Source organism: Fibrisoma montanum, assembly GCF_003583365.1.
Lineage (GTDB): Bacteria > Bacteroidota > Bacteroidia > Cytophagales > Spirosomataceae > Fibrisoma > Fibrisoma montanum.
The window spans coordinates 729,353-752,209 of record NZ_QXED01000001.1 but is presented as its reverse complement, the minus strand read 5'-3'; the positions used below and the strand labels follow the sequence as shown (position 1 = coordinate 752,209).

Here is a 22,857-nt window from a genome sequence, read left to right as displayed (position 1 = left end):
ACCGTTATAACGAATTATACCGCCGTTGAATACTTTCGGTCAGCACCTGGTAGATTTCGTAGTACTGCGGGCGGGTTGATAAAAAGTCCAGATGGCGGTTGATAGTCGTCTGATCGCCCCGGCGGGCCGGACCCGTCTGAACGTCGGCCGGATTGTCGGCAGCCAGACCCTTACGAAACGTTTCGCGGATAATCGGGCGTAAGAGGTCAAACTCCAGCCCTTCGGCCGTGGTCAGGTCGCGGGCCAGGGCCATCAAATGATTAGTAAAATTACAGGCCAGAACAGCCGCTACGTGCAGCATCTTTCGCTCTTCTGAATTTATCAGGTATACAATGTCGCTGAGCTCCTGACCCAGATATACCAGCAGGTCTTCGGTTGCTTTGTCGCCGGATTCGATGCAGAGTGGAATCTCGTCAAATGCCATGGGGGGCTGGCTTTTCGTAAACGTCTGCAAGGGATAGAAAACCCCCGTTCGGACCGGTACGTCGCTGTAGACAGCCATCCATTGTTCCAGTGCACCAAGCGGCTGGCTCCCCGACGTATGCACAAGGATAGCGCCTTCGGGCAGTACAAGCCGGGCGCAGACGGCTTCAAGGGCATCGTCAGGAACAGCCAGCACAAACAGTTTGGAAGGACTATCGGCAAAGTTCAGTTCCGAATGCGTGCGGGCATCGTACAGATTGCTGACCAGTTGCCGGGCACTCTGCAACTGCCGGCTGAACACCTCATTGATGTGATGGCCAGCGTTTTCCAGAGCGGGAGCGAGGTGCCAGGCCAGATTTCCGGCACCGATAAACGATATTTCCATTGTCAAGTATATGACTTTTGATTGTATGGCGTACGTTACCTTTGCGAAAAAGCGTGGGGCTGGGGGCGTGGAGCAAGGGGCATAGAGCTTTTACATACCCTTCGCCCCTTGCCCTATGCCCCCAGCCCCACGCCCAAACCCACTTCGCTCTTGTCCATTCTCGTCATAATTCCCGCCTTCAACGAAGAAAACTCGGTTGGTAATGTAGTGCGGGAAATCCCTACCAGCTTAGTAGATGAAATTGTGGTTGTTAACAACAACTCCAACGACCAGACGGCCATAGAAGCCGCCCGCGCCGGGGCTACCGTCCTGAACGAACCGATTCAAGGCTACGGACGGGCGTGTCTGCGCGGAATCACCTACGCTCAGAATCGGCAACAAAAACCGGATGTCGTTGTTTTTCTCGATGCTGATTACTCGGACTATCCCGGCGAAATGAGGACCCTGGTGGCTCCGATTCTGGCGGGGGAGGTCGATCTGGTGATTGGGTCGCGGGCGCTGGGCAACCGGCAGCGGGGCTCCATGACACCCCAGCAGGTGTTCGGCAACTGGCTGGCCACAACGCTGTTGCGCTGGCTGTACGGGGTGCGCTACACGGACCTGGGACCGTTCCGGGCGATTCGGTTTGATAGCCTGCTGGCCCTGAACATGCAGGATTTAACCTACGGCTGGACCGTTGAGATGCAGTTAAAGGCCGCTAAGCAGGGTTTGCGGATCACTGAAGTGCCCGTCAGCTATCGGAAGCGGATCGGGTTTTCGAAAATTTCGGGGACCGTGAAGGGAACGATTCTGGCTGGTTATAAGATTATTACGACAATATTCAAGTACCTGTAAGGTAGTAAAAACTCAACGTTGTGAATTGTTGCCTGGTCAACTATGGAAATCATTGTGTTAGTCCTGTACGGCCTGGCCCTGCTGTTGCTGTTCCTATACAACTGCGGCCAACTGAGCCTGATTATTATTTACCTGCGGAGTGAGCGAAAACGGAAGGCAGCCGTGCTGTCTGCCGATGCCATTGACTGGAACGCGCTCCCCGTAGTGACGCTGCAACTACCCGTTTACAACGAACTGTACGTAGTAGAACGCCTGATTGACTCAGTTGTCAAACTGCGTTACCCGAAGGATAAACTTCAGATTCAGGTGCTGGACGATTCGACCGACGAGACGGTGGGCATCATCGCGGCAAAAGTCAGTGAGTACAGGCAACAGGGATTTGACATCGAACACGTCCGTCGGCCGGAGCGCAAAGGGTTCAAGGCGGGGGCGCTGGCGTATGGGCTGGAATTTGCCAAAGGTGAGTATGTCAGCATTTTCGACGCTGACTTCGTACCTGATCCTGACTTCCTGCTGAAAACTGTCCCTCACTTTGCCGACCCGAAAGTGGCCATTGTGCAGACCCGCTGGGAGCACCTGAACGAGAATTTCTCCCTGATGACGCAACTCCAGGCGTTTGGACTCAACGCGCACTTTACCATCGAACAGAGCGGGCGGTACGCAGCCGGCTTCCTGGCGAACTTCAACGGAACGGGGGGCGTCTGGCGGAAAGCTGCCATCTATGACGCCGGTGGCTGGCAAAGTGATACGCTGACCGAAGACCTTGATCTGAGCTACCGGGCTCAGCTGCGCGGCTGGAAGTTCGTTTACCGCGAGGATATCGGCTCGCCCGCCGAATTGCCCGTAGCGATGAACGCGCTCAAATCGCAGCAATACCGCTGGATGAAAGGCGCGGCCGAATGTGCCCGCAAGCTGTTTGTGAAGGTGTTGAAGACGCCGGGGGTGTCGCTGCCCATGAAGCTGCACGCGGCCATCCATCTGTTCAGCAGCGCTACGTTCATTCTGGTGCTGGTGCTGGGCATTATGAGTGTGCCGCTGATCTACATTCGCAGCCGCCACCCGGAGTGGGAGTGGGTTTTCTACGTAATTAATCTGTTTCAGTTCAATCTGTTGATTCTGATCTCATTTTACGGTATCCCGTTCTGGCTCCTGAGTCACGAGAGTAAGGCCAAGCTTGGCTGGTATTTTCCGATGTACTCCTCGCTGATGATGGGCCTCTCGCTGCACAACACCATCGCCGTTATTGAAGGGTATATTGGCCGGAAAACACCATTCGTACGTACGCCGAAATTCAATGTTAAATCGGCCCGCGATAGCTGGGCCGCGAATAAATACGTCAGCCGGAAAATCAACTGGCTGACTATCGTGGAAGGCCTGTTGACGCTTTATTTCCTGGGCGGACTGGCGCTGGCTTTCTACGTTTGGGATTTCCGGATGTTCTTTCTGCACATCATGCTTATGGTTGGGTTCGGCATGGTGTTCGTATATTCGCTGATCCACGCGGGTCGTCGTCCGGGCGGTCCGTCGCTGGAGTCAGTGAGTGCATGATAAAAACTCCGTTTCCGGTAAACCGGCTGGTAGCGATTGGGTCGGCGGCTGCCTACTGCCTGCTGGCGTATACCGTGCCTCGGCAGAATTTTGGGCTGCTGTTTATGATCATGCTGGCCCTTTTTCTGGGTTACAGCTCAATGGTCATGCCCTACCGGTTCACCGGAGCCAAAAAACAGCAACCCGACCCGTTTCTGTTTGCCGCAGCGATTGTTTTTCGGCTGCTGCTGCTGTTCGCCTTGCCCTGTTTATCCGACGATGTGTACCGGTTTATCTGGGATGGCCGCTTATTGGCCCATGGCCACAATCCGTACCTTTACCTGCCCCGCGAGTTGCTGAACACGACCATGGCCCGCGAGGCTGGTTTGAACGAAGCGCTGTTCGGGCAACTCAACTCGCCGGATTATTTCACAGTGTACCCACCGTTGAATCAGGCCATGTTTGGTCTGGCCGCGTACCTGGCTCCAGCGAGTCTGCCAGGCGCTGTTATGTGGCTGCGGATACCGATTCTGCTGAGCGAAATCGGTTCGCTATGGCTAATGACCCAATTGCTCCGGCGGTTCAGACTGAACCCTAATCTGGCGCTGCTGTACGGTCTTAATCCGCTCGTCATCATCGAACTTACCGGTAACGTACACTACGAAGCCGTAGTTATTTTCTTTTGTCTGCTGGCCGTCTGGTGGCTTGTGTCAGAAAAAACGACTCTTTCGGCCATTGCCTTGTCGCTGGCCATTGCCACGAAGCTGGTGCCGCTGCTGTTTATTCCACTGGCCATCCGGGTATTGGGTTGGCGTCGGGGAATTCTGTATGCCGTTGTGGTCGGCCTCTGCACCCTTTCTCTGTTCCTGCCGTTTGCCAGCGTTGAACTGGTCCGGAACATCTTTTCCAGTATCAATCTGTACTTCCAGAAGTTCGAGTTTAACGCCAGCGTGTACTACGTCCTGAGGGCTATTGGTTACTGGATCAAGGGGTATAACGCCATCGAATTTATTGGCTTCTGGTTGTCGGTCGTCACGGCCCTGAGCATTTTGTGGATCAGCTTCCGATGGCGAAACGTTACTCCGGCGGTTCAGATACTGGGTATTATGTCGATCTATTTCGCGTTGGCCACGACGGTGCATCCCTGGTACGCGACCACGCTCGTGGCGGCTTCGGTGTTTACGCGCTTCCGGTATCCGCTGGTCTGGTCGGCGCTGATTCCACTCTCCTACGCTACCTATCAGGTCACACCCTATCAGGAAAACCTTTGGCTGACCGCTGTTGAATACGGGATCGTCGTACTTGTAGCCAGTCTCGAAATCCGGCTGCCGCGACTCGTGGAGCCAAACGAAAAAGCCACCGGCGTTCCCACCGATGGCTTTCATTTGTAAAACGTATCGTTTTAGAACGAGTAACGGGCGCCTAATTGAACGGTATAGGGTGTGCCGTTCTTTTGCGTAATACCTACGTTCTCGTTCACCCGGTACACGTACTGCCGGGTAGTAGGATTGAAGCCCGTCGGGATCAGCAGCGTCTGGTTGCCGAGGTTGTAGTTGCCGCCCCAGTTTCGCTTTGACGTCGCTTCAGCCCCTTTCGTAATAACTCCGTCCAACGCCTGACCCAGGAAGTTGGCGAAGTTGAAAACGTCAACCGATACCTCCAGTCGCTGGGTTTTGATCGTCTTGAACACTTTCGAGAGCCGAACGTCAAACGTACCGGAGAACGGGTTTTCGCCACCGTTTCGGTCGGAGATGGTACCAATGCTGGAACGGATGTAATCGGCAGCGCGGTTGTCGGGGTTACTCAATACCCGTTGCATTGATGTCCGAACGGTCTGGGCAACTTCCGGATTGTTCGGATCGAAGACGAAGGCCAGATCATTGTCGTTGCCGGGACCGCCCACAAAATCACCGTTGATATCACCATCTACCAGCAACGAATAGCGGGTACCGCCGAGGCCAGTGAAGCGAACGCTGAGCACCACGCCACCTACGGCAGGCGTTGAACCGAAAGCGACGAGTTTATGCCGGAACTGGTTGTCGGAGTAGTTGATTTCGCTTAGGCTGCGCGGGTCGCTCTTGATCGGCCGGAAGGTTGACGTGTTGGCTACGTTACCGTTGTACGAGGTGTTGTCGCGGGCATCGTTCCAGGTATAGCTGAAGGCCAGCGATCCATTACGGGGTAAGCGAATCTCACCGTCCAGAATGAACGTGAGTGTCTGGAGCTTAGCGCCGTTGGTCAGCATCAGCGTCCGGCCGACGGCCTGGGTTTTACGGCCCAGTACGTTGTTAGTCTGGCCACTGTTGATAGCAATGGAGTTGGCCGGTACAAACACACCCCGGTTAGCCTCATTACTCAACGTGAAGTAAGGCTCGTCGACCAGGTTTTGATCAATGTAAACGTAGTTGTTTAGGGTTCGCGTGTACAACAGGTTGGCGCCTAGCCGAACATTATTGCCAAAGAAGCGGCTGTACGTTGCGTTGACTTTGTAAATAGTAGGAACCTGGAAGTTCGGGTCGTTCAGGTTGATCGTTGAAACCGTTGGCGCACCAGCCGGTACACCCGGGGCTGTGTTGGGATCGTTGCGATAAGCGACGAAATCAGGTCTGGGTACCAGGTTCGGCTGGCTGGCGTTGGCAGGGCGCGTTACGTCGATTGCGGCTACTTTCGTTCCGCTGTTCTGGATGTTGTTCACCTGGGCGTAGTTGATGACATAGGCCGAGAATACGCCACCACCAACCCGGAAGATATCCCGGTTCCGGCCACCAGGGTTCCACGTTAATCGAAAACGGGGCTGAATGTTATTCCAGTCGGTGGGGTTCGCGTCCGTACGCAGGCCTAACTCCCGATCAACGACCGGGTTGTAGTCTCCTTTGGTAAGGTAGCTCGTTAAATCCCAGCGCAGACCGGCCTGCACGGCAACATCAGGATGCGGATTGAACTGTACCTGCCCGAACAACGACGCATTAAGCACGTACTGCTGAACGGACGGAATGCCGTTGATGGGTACTTCACGGGCGTAGCGGGATGGATTCAACTGATCAAATTCGCGCAGACTGTTGAAAATGAATCGTCCGTTTTGCTCATTGGAGATGTACGTATCCAGGTACGTGAGCGTGTTGTCGGTACCGAACGTGAAGTTATACCGGCCCTTGTTCCAGTACACCGTGTTTGCCAGTTGAATCTGGTTCTCAAGGTTGCGCTCGGGTGTGAACCGTTGGCCGCCTAACTGGACCGATCGGTTGCTCGACAGTCCGTTGGGAAGTATCGAACGAACCGTAACGATAGCCCGTGGAATGTTCGCCGATGGCAACAGGGTGTTGGCTTCGTAGTTCCGGGTGGCTGACTGGTATTGCACTTTCAGTTCGTTAATCAGGGTTGGCCTGAACGTTGAGCGCAACGAAACCAGGGTGCTGTTTTCCCGTGAACTAAAGCTACTGTAGGTCTCGTACAGGTTGATTTGTGAGTTGTCTTCGACGCTGTTCGGGTTGTTCCAGTTACTGAAGTTATTCCGGATAGTAAGAACGTTCTTATCGTTAATCTGCCAGTCCAGACGCGTGAATAACGTATTGGCAACGGTTTCGCGGTTGAACTCACCGACCTGCTGCGTATTGCTCAGTCCGTACTTCTGACGACCAATGGTAATGACGCTATCCAGAACGGCTCTGCTGATACCAAGCGCATTGGCATCGGCATCGGTGCGAATGTCGGCGATGTAGAACGGCGACGATTCTGTTTGCCGGTCCAGGGCCACAAAGTAGTGCAGTTTATCTTTGATGATTGGGCCGCCCAGGCTGAATCCGTACTGAAACCGGGTGAAATTAATGGCGCGACTGTTTCCCCGAATGTCGCGGGCGCTGGACAGTCCATCGGCGTTATAATACGTGAATGCCGTGCCGGTAGTGGTGTTGGTCCCTGATTTGGTAACGACACTGACTGTTCCACCCCCCTGACGACCTTTTGTTACGTCGTATTCATTCGCCACAATCTCGAATTCCCGGATGGCTTCAAGGGAAAGCGAAAAAGGACCGTTGCCTAACGCACCACTGGTGAGGTTATTCCGGGCGCTGGCTCCGTCGATCAGGTAGTTGGTCGACGACGGTAGCTGTCCGCCGATACTACCACCGTTGCTCAACGGCGATAAAGCCAGCAGGTTTGTAAAGCTTCGGTTGTTGATGGGTAGCTTGGCAATGTTGCTGGCCGTAATGGCGGTAGAGGCACCTATCCGATCAATCCGGCTTTTGAGCGCATTTTCAGTTACTTTGACTTCCTGAAGTTCAGTGCCGCTCTCTGCCAGGTTAAAGTCGACCACCAACTGGTCAGCCTGATTGAGCCGGTAACCCGTGCGGGCCTGGTTCGTAAAACCAACGTACGACACCGTGATGGTATAAGGCCCGCCCAGCGGCACCTGCCGCATCGTGTAACGTCCTTCGATGTTGGATACCGTACCGGTTTGAAAGCCGGTCGATTCGTTGCGGGCTGTAATGGTCGCCCCTGGCAACACCTCGCCGTTGTTACCTTTGATAACGCCTGTGATGGTGGCGTCCGTGGTTTGTCCGAATGTAGCTGATGAGGCAAGAAGCAAACCACTCAGACAAATGATTAGCTTGAAAAAATCAGTAAAAAACCGATCCATAACACAAACTTAGGTTGGTAAAGACCCACAAAAGTCCGGCTGTGTCAGGACACGGATATGTTAAAATTTAACGTGGTTCTACTAATTCACACAAACTTCATCTTCCGGTGGACGGCTTAACATTCACTTCTTTTTGCGTTGTCAAAGAGCCGGTTCCAGGTTGTTTTTCAGCTTCTTGGAAATCGTTTGCCGGGTTGTTCCGGTGAGGTCGGCCAGCTCCTGGTGCGACAGCAGGCTGAAGAGGTTGTGGCGGTACCCGGCGTTGTCGGTAATGGTCTTGTCATATTCTTTACGCAGAACACTGAGCCGGGCTTCAATATCGCCCCGGGTCATGTGGAGCAGGCGGGTCTCGGCCTTCCACCACCGCCGGACAACCGCTACGTTGAACCACTCCGAGGCCACCGGATCGTGAACAACGATGTGTTTGAAGTAATCCCGGTCGATCGCCATTAGGGTTACGCTGGTCATAGCCCGGGCAAACTCAAAAAACTCGATGCCATGGTCGTCGAGGTAATCGAGATCACCAAAGGTTTCGCCGGGCTGAAGTACGTCGTAAATGACCCGTTCGCCGTCGTTGGAGTAACTTCCGATTTTTACGGCTCCCTTTTCGATCAGAAAGATCTGCGCTAGTTCGTCGCCGGGCTGGTATATATACGAACCCTTGTCAAACTTCTCGACCCGTACGTGATTACGCCCGGAGCTGTGGAAGAGGTAATCGTATAAGGATGGCGCCTGCATGGAATAAATTGTCAACGTGAGTACGGCATCCAGCAAAACAGGCGAAGGCGCCCAATGTAGATCCGACATTAAAAATACGTAGAGTACTGACAGGAATCAGTGAGTTAACAAGAAGATAATATGCGCCTGCGAATAGCAGTAGTTCTACATGAAGCGGCAAACCCCTCGTTCCTGTAAAGTCTGCCTTCACAGGAACGAGGGGTTTACTACGGAATAGGATTTATTTTACTGCTGCACGCCCACCAGATTCAGCATGAAGGCGTACTCCAGCGCTACTTCCTTCAACGCCTGGAAGCGGCCGGATGCACCCCCGTGGCCGGCTTCCATATTCGTGTGAAGAAGCAACTGCGTTTCCTGTCCTGGGTTGTTGGTCTTCATCGTACGAAGCTTGGCTACCCATTTGGCCGGCTCCCAGTACTGCACCTGCGAATCATGCAGACCTGTCGTTACCAGCAGGTTCGGGTACGCCTTCTTCTGCACGTTGTCGTAGGGGGAATACGACAGCATGTAGTCGTAGTACGTCTTCTCTTTTGGATTGCCCCACTCTTCAAACTCGCCGGTTGTCAGCGGGATGCTCTCGTCAAGCATGGTCGTCACTACGTCGACAAACGGAACGGCCGCCACAACGCCCCGGTACAGCTGCGGAGCCTGGTTGATAACCGCACCCATCAGCAGACCGCCCGCGCTGCCACCCATCGCAAACAGCTTGTCGGATGAGGTGTATTTGTTCTTGATGAGGTACTCCGAGCAGTCGACGAAATCGTTGAAGGTGTTTTTCTTCTTCAGCATCTTGCCGTCTTCGTACCAGCGCCGACCCATTTCCTGACCACCCCGGATGTGGGCAATGGCGTAGATGAAGCCCCGGTCGAGCAGGCTCAGCCGCGTTGAGCTGAAACCCGGGTCGGTCGAGTAGCCGTACGAACCGTACGAGTATTGCAGCAACGGAGCGGATCCGTCTTTTTTGGTGCCTTTGCGATACACCAGCGAAATCGGCACCTTCACGCCGTCGCGGGCCGTGGCATACACCCGCTCCGAAACGTAATTAGTCTTGTCAAACCCACCCAGCACTTCCTGCTGCTTCAACAGGGTTTTCTGTTTGGTGTCCATGTTGTAATCGAACGTAGACGAGGGCGTCGTCAGCGACGAATAGCCAAAACGCAGTACGTTGGTGTTGAAATCGGGGTTGTAGCCGATGCCCGCTACGTAGGCCGGTTCACCAAAATCGAGGTACTCGTCGGCTTTGGTCTTCTGGTTAATGACCCGGATGCTGGTCAGGCCCGCTTTGCGTTCGCCAAGCACGAGGTGATTCACAAACACATCCATGTTAGCCAGCATGACGTCGGGGCGGTGCGGGATGATCTCCTGCCAGGCCGCGCGGTCGGACGTTTTGCCTTCGGTTACCTCCATCAGCCGGAAATTTTCGGCTTTCCAGTTTGTGCGGACGTAGAACTTGTTGGCGAAGTGGACGATATCGTACTCATGCCCTTTCTCGCGGGGCAGAAACACCGAGAACTGGCCGGTAGGTGCCTTTGCATCGAGGAGCCGGTACTCAGTGGCCACTCCGTTGTGATCTGAGGCAATGGCGACGTACTTTTTGGATTTCATCCGGTACAGGCCGAGGTAGAACTGGTTGTCAGCTTCTTCGTACACCAGCACATCCTGTTTAGGATCGGTGCCGAGTACGTGCCGGTACACCTGATAGCCCAGCAGCGTCTGGGGGTCTTTCCTGATGTAGAACAGCGTCTTGTTGTCGGCGGCCCAGGCAAAGCTACCAGCTTCGGTGTTTGGAATGGCCTCCGGATAAACCTGTCCGGTTTTTAGATTTTTGACCCGCAGCGTATACAGCCGACGGCTAACGGTATCTTCAGCAAAAATGGCCAGATCCTCATTATCCGAAATTTCGTAGCCGCCGAGGTTGTAGTACGGATGACCTTTGGCCAGGGCATTGCCATCGAACATAATCTCCTCTGCGCCCGTCAGCGAGCCTTTTTTGCGGCAATAGATGGGATATTCCCCGCCCGTTACGTACTTCGTATAGTAATAATAATTCCCTTCTTTGTAAGGTACCGATTCGTCCTGCTGCTTAATGCGGCCTTTCATCTCCTCAAACAATTTCTCGCGCAGGCTCTTGACGGGGGCCAGTACCTGTTCGAGATACGCGTTTTCGGCTTTGAGGTAATTAATCACCTCCGGATTTTCGCGTTCGTTGAGATAATAGTAGTTGTCGATGCGTGTCTGACCGTGAATCGTAAGTTCTTTCGGTTTTATGGGGGCTTTGGGAGCCGCTGGCGGCTGGGCGTGTGTCATGCAATGCAGCGTGAACGTGCTGATGAGAAATAAACCGGTTTTTTTCATGATTGGTTGGTTTGAAGCCGGGTGTATGGGCGAACTTACAAACCAATACGCAAATTTAGTCAGGATTCAGACGAACGCTTACTCCATTTTTGGTGTCTAATCGGGCGGGGCCAAAATGAACCGCCTTTTCTCTATATTTAGCCCAGAATTTATTCCTGTTATATGCACCGAAAGTTTTACGCATATTGCCGGTCTGCCCGGCAGCCGGTCAGGTCTGCCGGGCGACCGGCGGGCATGGTCCATGCGGTGCGGTTTGTTCTGATTTGCGCTGGCACTGCCGGTACCTTAATGGCCTTCAGCCTTCAGAAGCCCTCCCTCGAGAAAGTGTTTTCCCGTATCAACAATGAAGTGATGCAGCGGAGCCGGGCCTACGAAACCCTGGTCGATGCTTCTGGAGTGGTTGGTCACCGGCTGACCGGCAGCCCCAACGGAACCCGGGCCGAAGCGTATGCGTATAATCTGCTTAAATCGTACGGTTTTAAAGAATTGCGGTACGAGCCGTTCGAAGTGGAAGCCTGGATGCGCGATACCGTAACCCTATCGATCGTGCCCAGCAAGAGCGATAACTTCCGGGAGGTCCCGGTCGTTGCGCTGGCCCATTCGCCGATCGAAGCCCACATACAGGGTGAAATCGTTGATGTCGGCAATGGACTGGAAGGCGACTTTGCGGCCGTTAAACACAAGCTGAAGGGTAAGATTGCGCTGGTCAACATCGGTATAGCCGCTCCGGCGCAGGGTGCCCGGAACCTGCATCGGTCTGAGAAAACAGCCCTGGCTATTCAGCACGGTGCGAAAGGCGTGATCATGGTAAATCTGGTGCCGGGTAATGTGCTGCTCACCGGAACGGCCTCCGTTACGGGCAAACTGATTCCTATTCCGTCGGTCTGCATTTCGCTGGAGAGCGGGCTGCAGCTGCGGCAGTGGATGCAGGAAGAGCGGAGTCCGCTGCACGCCATGATCGCCATGAGCAACAAAAGCCGTAAAATCCGCGCCCGCAACGTAGTCGCTACGCTGCCCGGAGCTACATACCCCGACGAGAAAATCATTATCGGTGGTCACCTCGATTCGTGGGATCTGGCAACCGGGGCCATCGATAATGGCATCGGGTCGTTTGCCGTCATGGACATTGCCCGTACGTTCCGGGCGCTGAAAATCAAACCAAAGCGAACCATCGAGTTTGTCCTGTTCATGGGTGAAGAACAGGGACTGCTGGGGTCGAAAAGCATGGTGCAGGCGTTGAAGGAAAGCGGCCAGCTGGACAAGGTCCGGTGCATGATGAACCTCGATATGACCAATGATCCTACAGGGCTGAATGCATTCGGCCGCAATGACATGCTGCCGTTTCTGAACGATGTAGGGGAGGCTATGAAACGGACTGAGCCGGCCTTCGCCAACCAGATGATGAACCAGGCCGGCCTGCACAGCGACCATCAGCCGTTCATGCTCGAAGGCGTTCCCGTAGTCGGGATGAATGGCCACCTGTCGAAGGAGGTGCTGGACTGCTACCACGCCAACTGCGACCGGATCAACCTAGTCAACGAAGAGCAGTTGAAAAATACGGTTCGCTATACATCCATGCTGCTTTACGCCCTTGCCGACGCCGACGATATCCCGACCCGCCGACTGAACGATTCCAAAACGCGGGATTACCTCGTAGCACAGGGCCTGCGGACTCCGCTTCAGATTGCCAACGAGTGGCGCTGGAAGGAATAACACCGACGCTGATTTTGTACGAAAGCGATGGTATTTTAAGCGAAATGCCATCGCTTTGCTTTTTAACGGCCTTACAGAGTTGTATTGGTTTTTGTTACTTTGTGCTGATAAAGTGTACGCGGAAAAGGACGGGTGTTGCCAGGTACGTTATTGAGGTTGATGCCACAATTTTGGGTTGAAAACCCGTGTTGAGAGGACCACGAGTCGCTGGCCAAACATGGTTTGATTACCTTGACTCCCGCTTTATCGATGATTTTTTAGGAAGGGCAGCCAACCGGTACGCACGAACAAGCTGAAGGGGTCACTGACGTTGCCGGTACGTTGTTGACGATGAGTACACTGCGATTGCCGTACAAGGAACACCGTTAGCATTAAAAGCTTTATCATGGTTAAGAATACATTTCGGCAACCCGAACGCATTGTTGCCAGACAGAAAAAACAGAAGCGCAAAAACCGCCTGACGATCTGGATCAACGACGTCATCGGGCTCGACCGGCTTTTTGGCGAAGACAATGCCTGGCCCATCCGCCATATTGACCGGATTCTCTGGGTTACGCTGCTGCTGATCGTGTATATTGGCCTGAACCACAATGCCGAGCGGCTGGTACGTCGGATTCAGCGGAGCAAAACGCAGGTCGATGAACTTCGGGCGCAGGCAACTACGCTGGAGGCCGATTTTATGAAAAGTGGCAAACAATCAGAACTTAGTAAGCGGGTATCCGGGCTTGGCCTGACCGATAGTTTAACTCCTCCACACAAAATCGTTGTCAATCTCAATGAACATTAAGCAGGACATCATTCAGCGGGCAAGCCACGTCACCTACATCGTGATTGTGCTGGCGGCCTGCGTGATCGGCCGGTTGGTGTACGTACAGTATTTTCAGACGTTCAAGGGTAAGTTCTGGCGGGATCGGGTAGCGGCTGCCATCATCCAGCGCGATACAATCCGGGCGATGCGGGGCAACATCTACGCCAGCGACGGCAGCCTGCTGGCAACGTCGCTGCCAACCTACGTAGTCGGTCTGGATCCGACCGTTGCCAAACCCGACTATTTTGCCAAGAAAGTCGATTCGCTGGGGCTCTTGCTCTCGCGCATCTTCCGCGACCGATCGGCTACCGATTACACCGATCTGGTCCGCGATGCCCGGGCCCGCAAGCGCCGGTACGTATTGCTGAACCGTCGGCGGGTTACGTTCCAGGAGCGACAGATGATGATCAAATGGCCGTTTTTCCGGTCTTCGGCGAAGGTAGCGGCCCGTGGAGGGGTATTGCGCCCCCATTACGAACGGTACCATCCGTTCGGCAACATGGCCAAACGGACCATCGGCGATCTGGACGCCAAAACGGGTCGTGGGCTGATCGGCTTGGAAGCCAGTTTCCAGCAGCAACTGGCCGGAAAAAACGCGGTGGGCCTGGTCGAAATCCTGTCGGGTGGCATCCGCAAACCGGTCAACGATGGGCCGGACATGAAGCCTGAGTCGGGCATGGATCTATACACGACCATCGACGTTAATTTTCAGGATATGGCCGAAACCGCACTACGTTCGGCGCTGGAGAAATACAACGCGGCCAAAGGGTGCGTCATCGTCATGGAAGTGGCCACGGGCGAAATCAGGGCGATGGCCAACCTGACCCGCAAGGACGATGGCTATGTTGAAAACTTCAACCACGCGCTGGCCGGACGTACGGACCCCGGCTCAACGTTCAAACTCGCCACGATGATGGCGTTGATGGAGGAGAAAGCCATTTCGCTGAACCAGATGGTAGCCACCGGCGGTGGGTCAATGACGTACAATGGGCTGGGTATTCACGACGCCAAACGGGGCGGAGCCGGTACCATTACGGCCCGGCAGGTATTCGAAAAGTCGTCGAACGTAGGCACGCACCTGCTCATGCGGAGCTACTTCTATAAACGACCGGATTTATATTGCCAGTACCTGCGTCGGTTCCGGCTTACCCAGCCAACGGGTATTCACATGAAAGGCGAGGCCACGCCGGTAGTGCGGAATCCGGATATGAAAGGCTGGAGTAAGGTGTCGCTCACGTCGATGTCCTACGGCTACGAGATGCAGATCACCCCGTTGCAGATGCTGACTTTCTACAACGCGGTGGCAAACGACGGTAAGTGGGTAAGACCCATGATTGTCAAGCAGATCAAGAAGGCGGAAGACGTTGTTGAGGAGTTTAAACCTTATGTAGCGCCCGAGCCGATCTGCTCCCGCGAAACGGCCCGCAAAGCAAAGGAACTGCTGCGGGGTGTCGTGAAGCAGGGCACCGCCCGGCACATTGACAATCCGTACTACGCCATTGCGGGGAAGACCGGTACGGCTCAGAAGATCATCAACGGCCGCTACAAGGTGGGTAAATATTATACATCGTTCATTGGCTATTTCCCCGCCGACAACCCGAAATATAGTTGTATCACCGTAGTGGATTCGCCCCAGGGCGACAACATTGACTTACTTTATGCCGGCGCCGTAGCTGCGCCGGTGTTCAGAGAGGTGGCCGACCGCATCGTAGCGTATGACATCCGCATGCACGCGCCCATTCGTCCGGGCAGTCAGCAGCCCCGGCCAGCGGATGGCTTACTGGCCGGCTACTCCGACGATCTGCATACGATCAGCGCCACCCTGAACCTGAAAAGTGAGCCATCAACCGAGGGCTGGGTTGAAGCTACGCCCGCTGGCCGCTGGAAATCCCGCCCAACCCGGCCCGACCGCATACCGGACGTTCGGGGTCTGACGCTCCGGGATGCGTTGTTCCTGCTCGAAAACCGGGGCCTGCGGGTCGCCGTAGAAGGGCACGGTAAAGTGAAAGACCAATCGCTGGAGCCGGGTACGCAGCTGGTAGCAAACACACCGATTACTCTGACGTTGAATTAACGGGGAGGCTGCTAACTTTGCCGGCCAACCCGTCATAAACTGATTGATGCCGAAGTCACTCAAAGACCTCCTCTATAAAGTTTCGCTGCTGGCCACGTCCGGGAGCATGGATGCCGAAATCACCAACCTGACCATCGACTCGCGTCGGGTGGGTCCCGGCAGTCTGTTCGTCGCAGTTCGGGGTACCGTCGCCGATGGGCATACCTTCATTGACACGGCCATTGAGCAGGGAGCCACGGCGATCCTGTGCGAAGAACTGCCCGCCAACAGGGCCGATCAGGTTGCTTATATCCAGGTGCAGCATTCGGCCCGGGCGCTCGGCCTGATTGCCGCTAACTTTTACGAACAGCCGTCGCAAAGGCTTAAACTCGTGGGCGTAACGGGTACGAACGGTAAAACCTCCGTGGCAACGCTCCTGTTCCGGCTCTTTCGCAGCCTGGGTTATCGCTGCGGGTTGTTGTCTACGGTACAGAACCAGATCGACGATCAGGTCATTCCAACTACCCACACCACGCCGGATGTAGTGACTATCAACGAACTGCTGATCCGGATGCTCGAAACGGGCTGTACCCACGTGTTCATGGAGGTTAGCTCACATGCCGTGGTGCAGGAACGTATCGCCGGACTGACGTTTGCCGGGGGGATTTTTACCAACATCACCCACGATCACCTCGACTTCCACGGTACCTTCGATAATTACATCAAAGCCAAAAAAGGCTTTTTCGACCTGCTTCCATTAACGGCCTTCGCCCTGACCAACGTCGACGACAAGCGCGGCCTGGTGATGCTGCAGAATACCGTTGCCCGGAAGGAAAGCTACTCGCTCCAGACGCTGGCTACGTTCAAAGGGAAGGTTCTGGCCGATAGTCTGTTCGGGCTGAACATGCAGATCGACGACCGTGAGGTATGGTTTAAGCTCATCGGGCGGTTTAACGCCTACAATCTGCTGGCTGTTTACGGAGCTGCCGTACTGCTGGGCGAAGAAGCCGAAGACGTACTGACCCAGCTCTCGGGGTTAACCCCTCCGCCGGGTCGCTTCGAGCAGGTTATATCAGAGACCAATGTTGTGGGCATTGTCGATTACGCCCATACGCCCGACGCATTGCAGAACGTACTGGAAACCATCGACGGTCTACGCCACGGCGACGAAGCCGGGCAGCGTCCGCGGGTCATAACCGTAGTGGGTTGCGGAGGTAACCGCGATGCGGCCAAACGCCCGATTATGGCCGAAATCGCCTGCAAATTGAGCGACCGCGTTATCCTGACTTCCGACAACCCCCGCAACGAAGACCCTATGGCTATTCTGGAGCAGATGCAGACGGGGATCCCTCCGGTCGATTTTAAGAAAACTCTGACGATCGAAGACCGGCGCGATGCCATTCGGCAGGCTGTTTTGCTGGCTCGTCCGCACGATATTATTCTGGTGGCCGGCAAAGGCCACGAAACCTACCAGGAGATCAACGGTGTAAAATATGATTTTGATGATCGTGAGGTATTGCGCGAGGCTTTCGCCAATGCCGGAAATCAGTAACTTTGCTCAATTAGCGAATGAGCTAATTAGTGGATGAGTAGCAAAATTGGAGTCGCTGTACCCATTCACTCATTCGCGCATTCACTCATTCAGTCATTCACCCATGCTCTATTACCTTTTCCAGTTTCTCGACGAGCGTTACAATTTTCCCGGTGCCGGGGTATTTCAGTTCATCTCTTTTCGTGCGCTGGGCGCCGTTGCTACGTCGCTGATTATTGGAGCGGTGTTCGGCCGGCGCATCATCGATAAGCTTCGCCAGCTGCAGATTGGTGAATCCATCCGCGACCTCGGTCTGGAGGGCCAGATGCAGAAGCGCGGTACGCCAACCATGGGCGGCTTCATTATTCTGGCCGCCCTGTTGATTCCGGCGCTGCTGTTTGCCAAGCTGTCCAACGTCTACGTGGTGCTGGCCCTGGTATCAACCGTCTGGACAGGCATGATTGGCTTCCTCGACGACTATATCAAGGTATTCAAGAAAAATAAAGAAGGGCTACAGGGGAAATTCAAGGTAGTTGGTCAGATAGGACTGGGAATGATCGTCGGCCTGACTCTGTATTTTAATGACTACGTTAAAATTCGGGTGTATGCACCGCGGCTCCTGAGTACGTCCAACGTACCCGATGTCTACACCGACATCAAGTCTACCCTCACGACGGTTCCCTTCGTTAAGAACAACGAGTTCGATTACAGTTCGCTGCTGTTCGGGTTGCTGCCCGATAGCTACACCTGGATTGTGTACGTACTGGTTTGCATTTTCATCATCACGGCCGTATCGAACGGAGCCAACATTACCGATGGCATTGATGGGCTGGCAGCCGGAACGTCGATCATCATCGCCCTGACCATCGCCGTACTGGCCTATCTGTCGGGTAACAAGGTGTTTTCGCAGTACCTCAACATCATGTACATTCCGAACGCGGGCGAACTGGTAATCTTCTGCGCGGCCTTCGTGGGAGCGTGCGTCGGATTTTTATGGTACAACTCCTATCCAGCGCAGGTTTTTATGGGTGATACGGGTAGTTTGATGTTGGGGGGCGTCATCGCTGTGTTAGCCCTGGCGATCCGAAAAGAACTCCTGATTCCATCCATGTGCGGCATTTTTCTGGCCGAAAACATTTCCGTAATCATCCAGGTCAGCTACTTCAAATATACCAAGCAGAAATATGGCGAGGGACGCCGGATCTTCCTGATGGCACCCTTACACCATCATTTTCAAAAGAAAGGCTATCACGAAGCCAAAATCGTGACCCGCTTTTGGATTGTCGGCATTATTCTGGCCGTCCTGACGCTGGCTACCTTAAAGCTGCGTTGATCCCCTGCGTTTTCACGGGCGGAAAACTGCAAACTGACAACGGAAAACCAAGCACTAGCTTGTCTTTCAGATTTTTAGACCGTATATTTGCACTCCCGTTTTCGGACGGGAGTTTTTTTGCGTAAGCAAATCGTTTGAAATCAACCAATTAGTACTACATAACAGTGAATACGCTCAGTTACAAAACCATCTCTGCCAATAGCGAGACCGTGCAGAAGGAATGGGTTGTGGTTGACGCTCAGGGGCAAGTGCTGGGTCGGCTGGCCAGCCAGATTGCGCGCCTGATTCGCGGCAAACACAAAACCAACTTCACCCCGCACGTCGATTGCGGAGACAACGTAATTGTCATCAACGCCGAAAAGGTGCGCCTGACCGGCTCGAAGATGACCGACAAGATTTACGTCCGCCACACGGGTTATCCCGGCGGTCAACGTTTTGCAACCCCCCGGTTGTTGCTGGAGAAGCGCCCTGAGCGCGTTCTGGAGCATGCCGTACGGGGTATGCTGCCCAAAAACCGGTTGGGTCGGCGGTTGTTTACCAACCTGCACGTATATGTAGGCAACGAGCACCCTCATGCTGCTCAGCAACCGAAAGAAATCAAATTCTAAGTCAGGCGCGAACTAACACATGGAACGAGTTAATACCATTGGTCGCCGTAAAACTGCCATCAGCCGCGTGTATCTGTCGGCCGGCAGCGGTGCCATCCAGGTGAACGGGAAAGATTACAAGCAATATTTCCCCACCGAAGTCCTGCAAATTATTCTGAACCAACCGTTCGCAACTGTTAACGGTGCCGGAGCGTATGACGTGAAAGTCAACGTTCGGGGCGGTGGGGTAGCTGGTCAGGCCGAAGCAACGCGTATGGCGATCGCCCGTGCGCTGGTTGAAGTGAACGCTGAGTTCCGTCCGGCTCTGAAGAAAGAAGGCTTCCTGACGCGCGACTCCCGCATGGTAGAGCGTAAGAAATACGGTCGCCGGAAAGCACGTCGTCGGTTCCAGTTCTCGAAACGTTAATTGGCAATGGGCAAAGCGCCTGGAGCCTGGGGTATTTGCTTATCCTTCGCCCCATGCCTTACCGCTCTGCTGATCGTCCAGACTACGCTTAGATGATGCCGATGCGTAGTGCTGCGTAGAACACACACGGGTAATGTGTTGATTACCCAACAAACTTTTTAACTGTCAAACCCAGAAATGGCACAGATCGAATATAAAGACCTCTTGGACGCTGGTGTGCACTTTGGCCACCTTACGCGCAAGTGGGATCCCCGGATGGCTCCGTACATCTTCATGGAGAAGAACGGCATCCACATTATTGACCTGAACAAAACCCTGGCCGCTCTTGAAGAAGCGCAGAATGCTATCAAAGGCATCGTGCGCTCAGGCCGGAAGGTGATGTTCGTTGCGACAAAGAAGCAGGCTCAGGAGATTGTTTCGGAAGAGGCACGTCGCCTGAAAATGCCGTTCATTACCGACCGCTGGTTGGGTGGTATGCTGACTAACTTCGCTACAATCCGGAAGTCGCTCAAAAAGATGCAGACGCTGGAAAAAATGCTGAAGGACGAAAGCACGGCCAGCAATCTGGCTAAGCGTGAGCGGTTGACACTGTCGCGGGAAAGAGAAAAATTAGAGCGTGTGCTGGGAGGTATATCAGACCTGACTCGCCTGCCGGCCGCCCTGTTTGTAGTAGACGTAAAACGGGAGCATATCGCCGTAGCAGAAGCCAAGCGCCTGGGTATCCCGGTGTTTGCTATGTGCGATACGAACTCGAATCCTGATGAGGTTGATTTTGCCATTCCGGCTAACGACGACGCGTACAAGTCGATTTCGCTGATTACACTCGCCATCGGTAAGGCCATTGAAGAAGGTCTGCTGGAGCGTAAGCAGGATAAAGACGATCAGCGTCTGCAGGAAGAGGAAGAGGCTAAGCGGGCTGAAGACCTGGTGCAAGCCCGGGCTGAAGACGAAAGCAAGCTGGAAGAAGGGGCTGAAGCTACGTCTTCGCCGGCTGCCATTGCTGAAGAAGACCGCGGAGAGTAAAGCCGGTTTCCGGTAGTCAGTTTGCGGAGGTCGGCTGGTTCAGATCGTGACGACACCCGAGAGCTGGAAACCGTTAACGGACGTATTGAAATAGCCCGTAGCCAGCCGCTATGGGCTATTCCATTTCAAAAGACGATTTATAGATTACCAAACATTTTTTGGCCAATTTAACTTACAACCACCCTTTTTATGGCAATTACTGCTGCTGATGTCAACAAACTTCGGCAAGAGACCGGAGCGGGCATGATGGACTGCAAAAAAGCCCTGACCGAAGCCGACGGCGATTTCGAAAAAGCAAAAGAGATCCTGCGCAAGCAAGGCCAGAAGATCGCTGACAAACGGGCCGACAACGCCACCGCTGAGGGGGTCGTACTGGCGCACGTAAATACGGAAGCTACCAACGGCAAAATCATTGCGCTCGCCTGCGAAACGGAGCCTGTGTCTAAAGTTGCCGACTTCCAGAATCTGGCGATGGCTGTCATGAGCACCGCCGTAACGACGAATGCCGACAGCAAAGAAGCGTTGTTGTCAACTCCTCAGGCCGATGGCCGGACCCTGCAGGAGCACATCACTGACCTGATGGGTAAAATCGGCGAAAAAATCGACGTGGTTTCTTACGAGAATATCTCTGCCGATAAAGTCGTGTCATACATTCACTCAAACGGTAAGCTGGGTGTACTGGTTGGCCTGGCTAACACGAACGGTACCGACGTAACGGAAGTAGGTCGGGACGTGGCGATGCAGATTGCCGCTATGAAGCCTATCGCCCTGGACAAAGACGGTGTTGACGCATCTGTTATCGAGCGTGAAATCGAAATTGGTAAAGAGCAGGCTCGCCAGGAAGGGAAGCCCGAGGCTATGCTTGAGAAGATTGCTTTGGGTAAGCTGAACAAGTTCTACAAAGAGAACACACTGCTGAACCAGGAGTTTGTGAAAGACAACTCACTGACAATCGCTCAGCTTCTCGATAAAACAAGCAAAGGGTTGACTGTATCCGCATTCAAACGGATTTCAATCGGTTAACTCTATAGAATCTAATACCGTTTAGTAAATGCCCGGCTTTTTGGCCGGGCATTTTTTTGGGTAAGCAATCCAAACAGAACGACATAACGTTTATATGGCAAATTTTCATGTAACGGTCATTACATACGTTTGGAATGAAGCACTTCACCGACGAAGAGTTAGTCAGTCTTTATCTTGAAACACAGCGCGACGCTTATTTTGAACGGTTGTATGAACGATACAGCGATAAAGTTTACCGCAAGTGCCTGTCGTTCATTAAAGATCCGATTGGTGCCGAAGACCTGACCCATGATATTTTTTTAAGGCTGATCAACAAGCTCAGCAGCTTCCGGCAACAGGCTCGATTCTCAACCTGGTTATACACTATCACTTATAATCATTGCGCCGACCACGTTCGGATCCCAAACTGGCGTTATGAAGTGCTGCTCGATGAAGGCTGGGAACACCTGTCAAGTGATCCTGATGAGAATACGGCCGACCAGTTGGAAATGCAGGACCAGCAGGTAAGGCAGGCCCTGAAACGGCTGGCCCCCGAGGAGCAGACGTTGCTTGTACTGAAGTATCAGGAAGATATCAGCATCCGCGAAATTGCCAGTAAGCAGGCACTTACAGAAAGTGCAGTGAAAATGCGGCTCAAACGCTCCCGCGACAAATTGAAAAAGTATTACGACGAGACGCAGCTCTGACATATAGTAGGCGGAGTGGCAAGACATACTGTGTAAAAAAAGTAATCGAAAGCCCGGTCATGTTCCGGGCTTTCGGCTTGTTACGTGGTTTCTTTCAGAGCTAATTGGACAAGTCAGTTACTTTCCGTTGATTGCCTGTCTTAACCTCAATCGTATGAATTGAATGAAAGGTATTGCCGACGAAGAGTTAGTTAGTTTATATATCCAGACGCAGCGGAACGCTTATTTTGAAGCGCTCTATGAGCGATACTGCGACAAGGTGTATCGCAAGTGCCTGTCGTTTACTAAAGACCCTGTGCGGGCCGAGGACATGGCGCACGATATTTTTCTGCGTCTGGTAATCAAACTGGGCAGTTACCAGGGGCAGGCCAAGTTTTCGACCTGGCTGTACTCTATTACTTATAACTATTGCGTTGATCACGTACGTTCGTCACGTCATCGGCATGAAATATATATGGACGAGGGGTGGGAGCCGGTAGAGCTAAGCGACGATGAGGACCTGAGCGAAATAGCTGAGCTGCAGGTACAGCAGCTACAACGGGCCATGAGCCAGCTGACTCCCGAAGAGCAAAGCATACTGATGATGAAGTATCAGGACGATTTCAGCATTCGTGATATTGCTGATATGCAGAAAACGACCGAGAGCGCGGTGAAGATGCGACTCAAGCGGACCCGGGATAAGTTGAGAAAGTACTACCTGGAAGGGGCCGTATTCTGGCTACTGCTGGCCCTGAAAGCCGTGTTTTCTGTAAAATGGCCTTTTCGTTGATCAGTC

At 53.7% G+C, this 22,857-nt stretch carries 18 protein-coding genes; 14 read left to right on the top strand and 4 right to left on the bottom strand.

Annotated features, from left to right (window positions below; all coding sequences use genetic code 11):
- Positions 1-4: 4 nt before the first annotated feature.
- Complete coding sequence (locus tag DYU11_RS03135) at positions 5-808, bottom strand: Rossmann-like and DUF2520 domain-containing protein (RefSeq protein WP_119666173.1); 804 nt, start codon at positions 806-808, stop codon at positions 5-7.
- Between the two features lie 150 nt (positions 809-958).
- On the opposite strand from DYU11_RS03135, the gene DYU11_RS03130 reads away from it, so the two are divergent.
- From DYU11_RS03130 to DYU11_RS03120, 3 genes are read left to right on the top strand one after another with little or no spacing between them, the layout of a single operon-like run.
- On the top strand, positions 959-1,642 hold the full coding sequence (locus DYU11_RS03130) for a glycosyltransferase family 2 protein (RefSeq protein WP_119666172.1): 684 nt from the start codon (positions 959-961) through the stop codon (positions 1,640-1,642).
- Between the two features lie 42 nt (positions 1,643-1,684).
- Entirely contained in the window at positions 1,685-3,190 is a 1,506-nt protein-coding gene (locus tag DYU11_RS03125; protein ID WP_119666171.1) for a cellulose synthase family protein, read from the top strand.
- On the top strand, positions 3,187-4,560 hold the full coding sequence (locus DYU11_RS03120) for an MptA/MptB family glycosyltransferase (RefSeq protein WP_119666170.1): 1,374 nt from the start codon (positions 3,187-3,189) through the stop codon (positions 4,558-4,560). Before DYU11_RS03125 ends, DYU11_RS03120 begins: the two co-directional genes overlap by 4 nt.
- 11 nt (positions 4,561-4,571) lie before the next feature.
- Here the strand turns inward: DYU11_RS03120 and DYU11_RS03115 are convergent, their stop codons facing one another.
- The 3 genes from DYU11_RS03115 to DYU11_RS03105 all read right to left on the bottom strand — a co-directional run bounded on the left by DYU11_RS03115 (position 4,572) and on the right by DYU11_RS03105 (position 10,898).
- Positions 4,572-7,805, bottom strand: coding sequence for a TonB-dependent receptor (locus tag DYU11_RS03115; protein ID WP_119666169.1), 3,234 nt, complete (start codon positions 7,803-7,805; stop codon positions 4,572-4,574).
- Between the two features lie 141 nt (positions 7,806-7,946).
- Entirely contained in the window at positions 7,947-8,612 is a 666-nt protein-coding gene (locus DYU11_RS03110; protein ID WP_229365677.1) for a Crp/Fnr family transcriptional regulator, read from the bottom strand.
- 156 nt (positions 8,613-8,768) lie between these two features.
- Complete coding sequence (locus DYU11_RS03105) at positions 8,769-10,898, bottom strand: S9 family peptidase (RefSeq protein WP_119666168.1); 2,130 nt, start codon at positions 10,896-10,898, stop codon at positions 8,769-8,771.
- 234 nt (positions 10,899-11,132) lie between these two features.
- Here DYU11_RS03105 and DYU11_RS03100 point away from each other — a divergent pair, with 234 nt between their 5' ends.
- The 11 genes from DYU11_RS03100 to DYU11_RS03050 all read left to right on the top strand — a co-directional run bounded on the left by DYU11_RS03100 (position 11,133) and on the right by DYU11_RS03050 (position 22,851).
- The gene (locus tag DYU11_RS03100; RefSeq protein ID WP_199736681.1) at positions 11,133-12,611 is read left to right on the top strand and encodes a M20/M25/M40 family metallo-hydrolase; all 1,479 of its coding nucleotides are present in this window, start codon (positions 11,133-11,135) and stop codon (positions 12,609-12,611) included.
- Positions 12,612-12,996: 385 nt separating this feature from the next.
- Positions 12,997-13,398, top strand: a complete 402-nt coding sequence (locus DYU11_RS03095; protein ID WP_119666166.1) for an FtsL-like putative cell division protein — start codon at positions 12,997-12,999, stop codon at positions 13,396-13,398.
- Complete coding sequence (locus tag DYU11_RS03090; RefSeq protein WP_119666165.1) at positions 13,388-15,493, top strand: PASTA domain-containing penicillin-binding protein; 2,106 nt, start codon at positions 13,388-13,390, stop codon at positions 15,491-15,493. Before DYU11_RS03095 ends, DYU11_RS03090 begins: the two co-directional genes overlap by 11 nt.
- A 46-nt stretch (positions 15,494-15,539) precedes the next feature.
- Positions 15,540-17,024 (top strand): UDP-N-acetylmuramoyl-L-alanyl-D-glutamate--2,6-diaminopimelate ligase, encoded by a 1,485-nt coding sequence (locus DYU11_RS03085; protein WP_119666164.1) that lies wholly within the window; start codon positions 15,540-15,542, stop codon positions 17,022-17,024.
- Between the two features lie 103 nt (positions 17,025-17,127).
- Positions 17,128-18,336 (top strand): phospho-N-acetylmuramoyl-pentapeptide-transferase, encoded by a 1,209-nt coding sequence (gene mraY / locus DYU11_RS03080; protein WP_119666163.1) that lies wholly within the window; start codon positions 17,128-17,130, stop codon positions 18,334-18,336.
- Between the two features lie 164 nt (positions 18,337-18,500).
- Positions 18,501-18,944: a 50S ribosomal protein L13 gene (gene rplM / locus DYU11_RS03075; RefSeq protein ID WP_119666162.1), complete on the top strand. Its 444-nt coding sequence runs from the start codon at positions 18,501-18,503 to the stop codon at positions 18,942-18,944.
- Positions 18,945-18,963: 19 nt separating this feature from the next.
- Positions 18,964-19,350: a 30S ribosomal protein S9 gene (gene rpsI / locus DYU11_RS03070; RefSeq protein WP_119666161.1), complete on the top strand. Its 387-nt coding sequence runs from the start codon at positions 18,964-18,966 to the stop codon at positions 19,348-19,350.
- A 177-nt stretch (positions 19,351-19,527) separates the two neighbouring features.
- Positions 19,528-20,373: a 30S ribosomal protein S2 gene (gene rpsB, locus DYU11_RS03065; protein WP_119666160.1), complete on the top strand. Its 846-nt coding sequence runs from the start codon at positions 19,528-19,530 to the stop codon at positions 20,371-20,373.
- Positions 20,374-20,562: 189 nt separating this feature from the next.
- The gene (gene tsf / locus DYU11_RS03060) at positions 20,563-21,396 is read left to right on the top strand and encodes a translation elongation factor Ts (protein ID WP_119666159.1); all 834 of its coding nucleotides are present in this window, start codon (positions 20,563-20,565) and stop codon (positions 21,394-21,396) included.
- Positions 21,397-21,530: 134 nt separating this feature from the next.
- On the top strand, positions 21,531-22,082 hold the full coding sequence (locus tag DYU11_RS03055; RefSeq protein WP_119666158.1) for an RNA polymerase sigma factor: 552 nt from the start codon (positions 21,531-21,533) through the stop codon (positions 22,080-22,082).
- A 163-nt stretch (positions 22,083-22,245) separates the two neighbouring features.
- The gene (locus DYU11_RS03050) at positions 22,246-22,851 is read left to right on the top strand and encodes an RNA polymerase sigma factor (RefSeq protein ID WP_119666157.1); all 606 of its coding nucleotides are present in this window, start codon (positions 22,246-22,248) and stop codon (positions 22,849-22,851) included.
- Positions 22,852-22,857 lie beyond the last annotated feature (6 nt).

Excerpts from the sequence above, each read along its gene's own strand:
- DYU11_RS03135 (WP_119666173.1), bottom strand. The coding sequence starts at position 808 with ATGGAAATATCGTTTATCGGTGCCGGAAATCTGGCCTGGCACCTCGCT.
- DYU11_RS03125 (WP_119666171.1), top strand. The coding sequence starts at position 1,685 with ATGGAAATCATTGTGTTAGTCCTGTACGGCCTGGCCCTGCTGTTGCTG.
- DYU11_RS03120 (WP_119666170.1), top strand. The coding sequence starts at position 3,187 with ATGATAAAAACTCCGTTTCCGGTAAACCGGCTGGTAGCGATTGGGTCG.
- DYU11_RS03115 (WP_119666169.1), bottom strand. The coding sequence starts at position 7,805 with ATGGATCGGTTTTTTACTGATTTTTTCAAGCTAATCATTTGTCTGAGT.
- DYU11_RS03110 (WP_229365677.1), bottom strand. The coding sequence starts at position 8,612 with ATGTCGGATCTACATTGGGCGCCTTCGCCTGTTTTGCTGGATGCCGTA.
- DYU11_RS03105 (WP_119666168.1), bottom strand. The coding sequence starts at position 10,898 with ATGAAAAAAACCGGTTTATTTCTCATCAGCACGTTCACGCTGCATTGC.
- DYU11_RS03100 (WP_199736681.1), top strand. The coding sequence starts at position 11,133 with ATGGTCCATGCGGTGCGGTTTGTTCTGATTTGCGCTGGCACTGCCGGT.
- DYU11_RS03095 (WP_119666166.1), top strand. The coding sequence starts at position 12,997 with ATGGTTAAGAATACATTTCGGCAACCCGAACGCATTGTTGCCAGACAG.
- DYU11_RS03090 (WP_119666165.1), top strand. The coding sequence starts at position 13,388 with ATGAACATTAAGCAGGACATCATTCAGCGGGCAAGCCACGTCACCTAC.
- DYU11_RS03085 (WP_119666164.1), top strand. The coding sequence starts at position 15,540 with ATGCCGAAGTCACTCAAAGACCTCCTCTATAAAGTTTCGCTGCTGGCC.
- mraY (WP_119666163.1), top strand. The coding sequence starts at position 17,128 with ATGCTCTATTACCTTTTCCAGTTTCTCGACGAGCGTTACAATTTTCCC.
- rpsI (WP_119666161.1), top strand. The coding sequence starts at position 18,964 with ATGGAACGAGTTAATACCATTGGTCGCCGTAAAACTGCCATCAGCCGC.
- rpsB (WP_119666160.1), top strand. The coding sequence starts at position 19,528 with ATGGCACAGATCGAATATAAAGACCTCTTGGACGCTGGTGTGCACTTT.
- tsf (WP_119666159.1), top strand. The coding sequence starts at position 20,563 with ATGGCAATTACTGCTGCTGATGTCAACAAACTTCGGCAAGAGACCGGA.
- DYU11_RS03055 (WP_119666158.1), top strand. The coding sequence starts at position 21,531 with ATGAAGCACTTCACCGACGAAGAGTTAGTCAGTCTTTATCTTGAAACA.
- DYU11_RS03050 (WP_119666157.1), top strand. The coding sequence starts at position 22,246 with ATGAAAGGTATTGCCGACGAAGAGTTAGTTAGTTTATATATCCAGACG.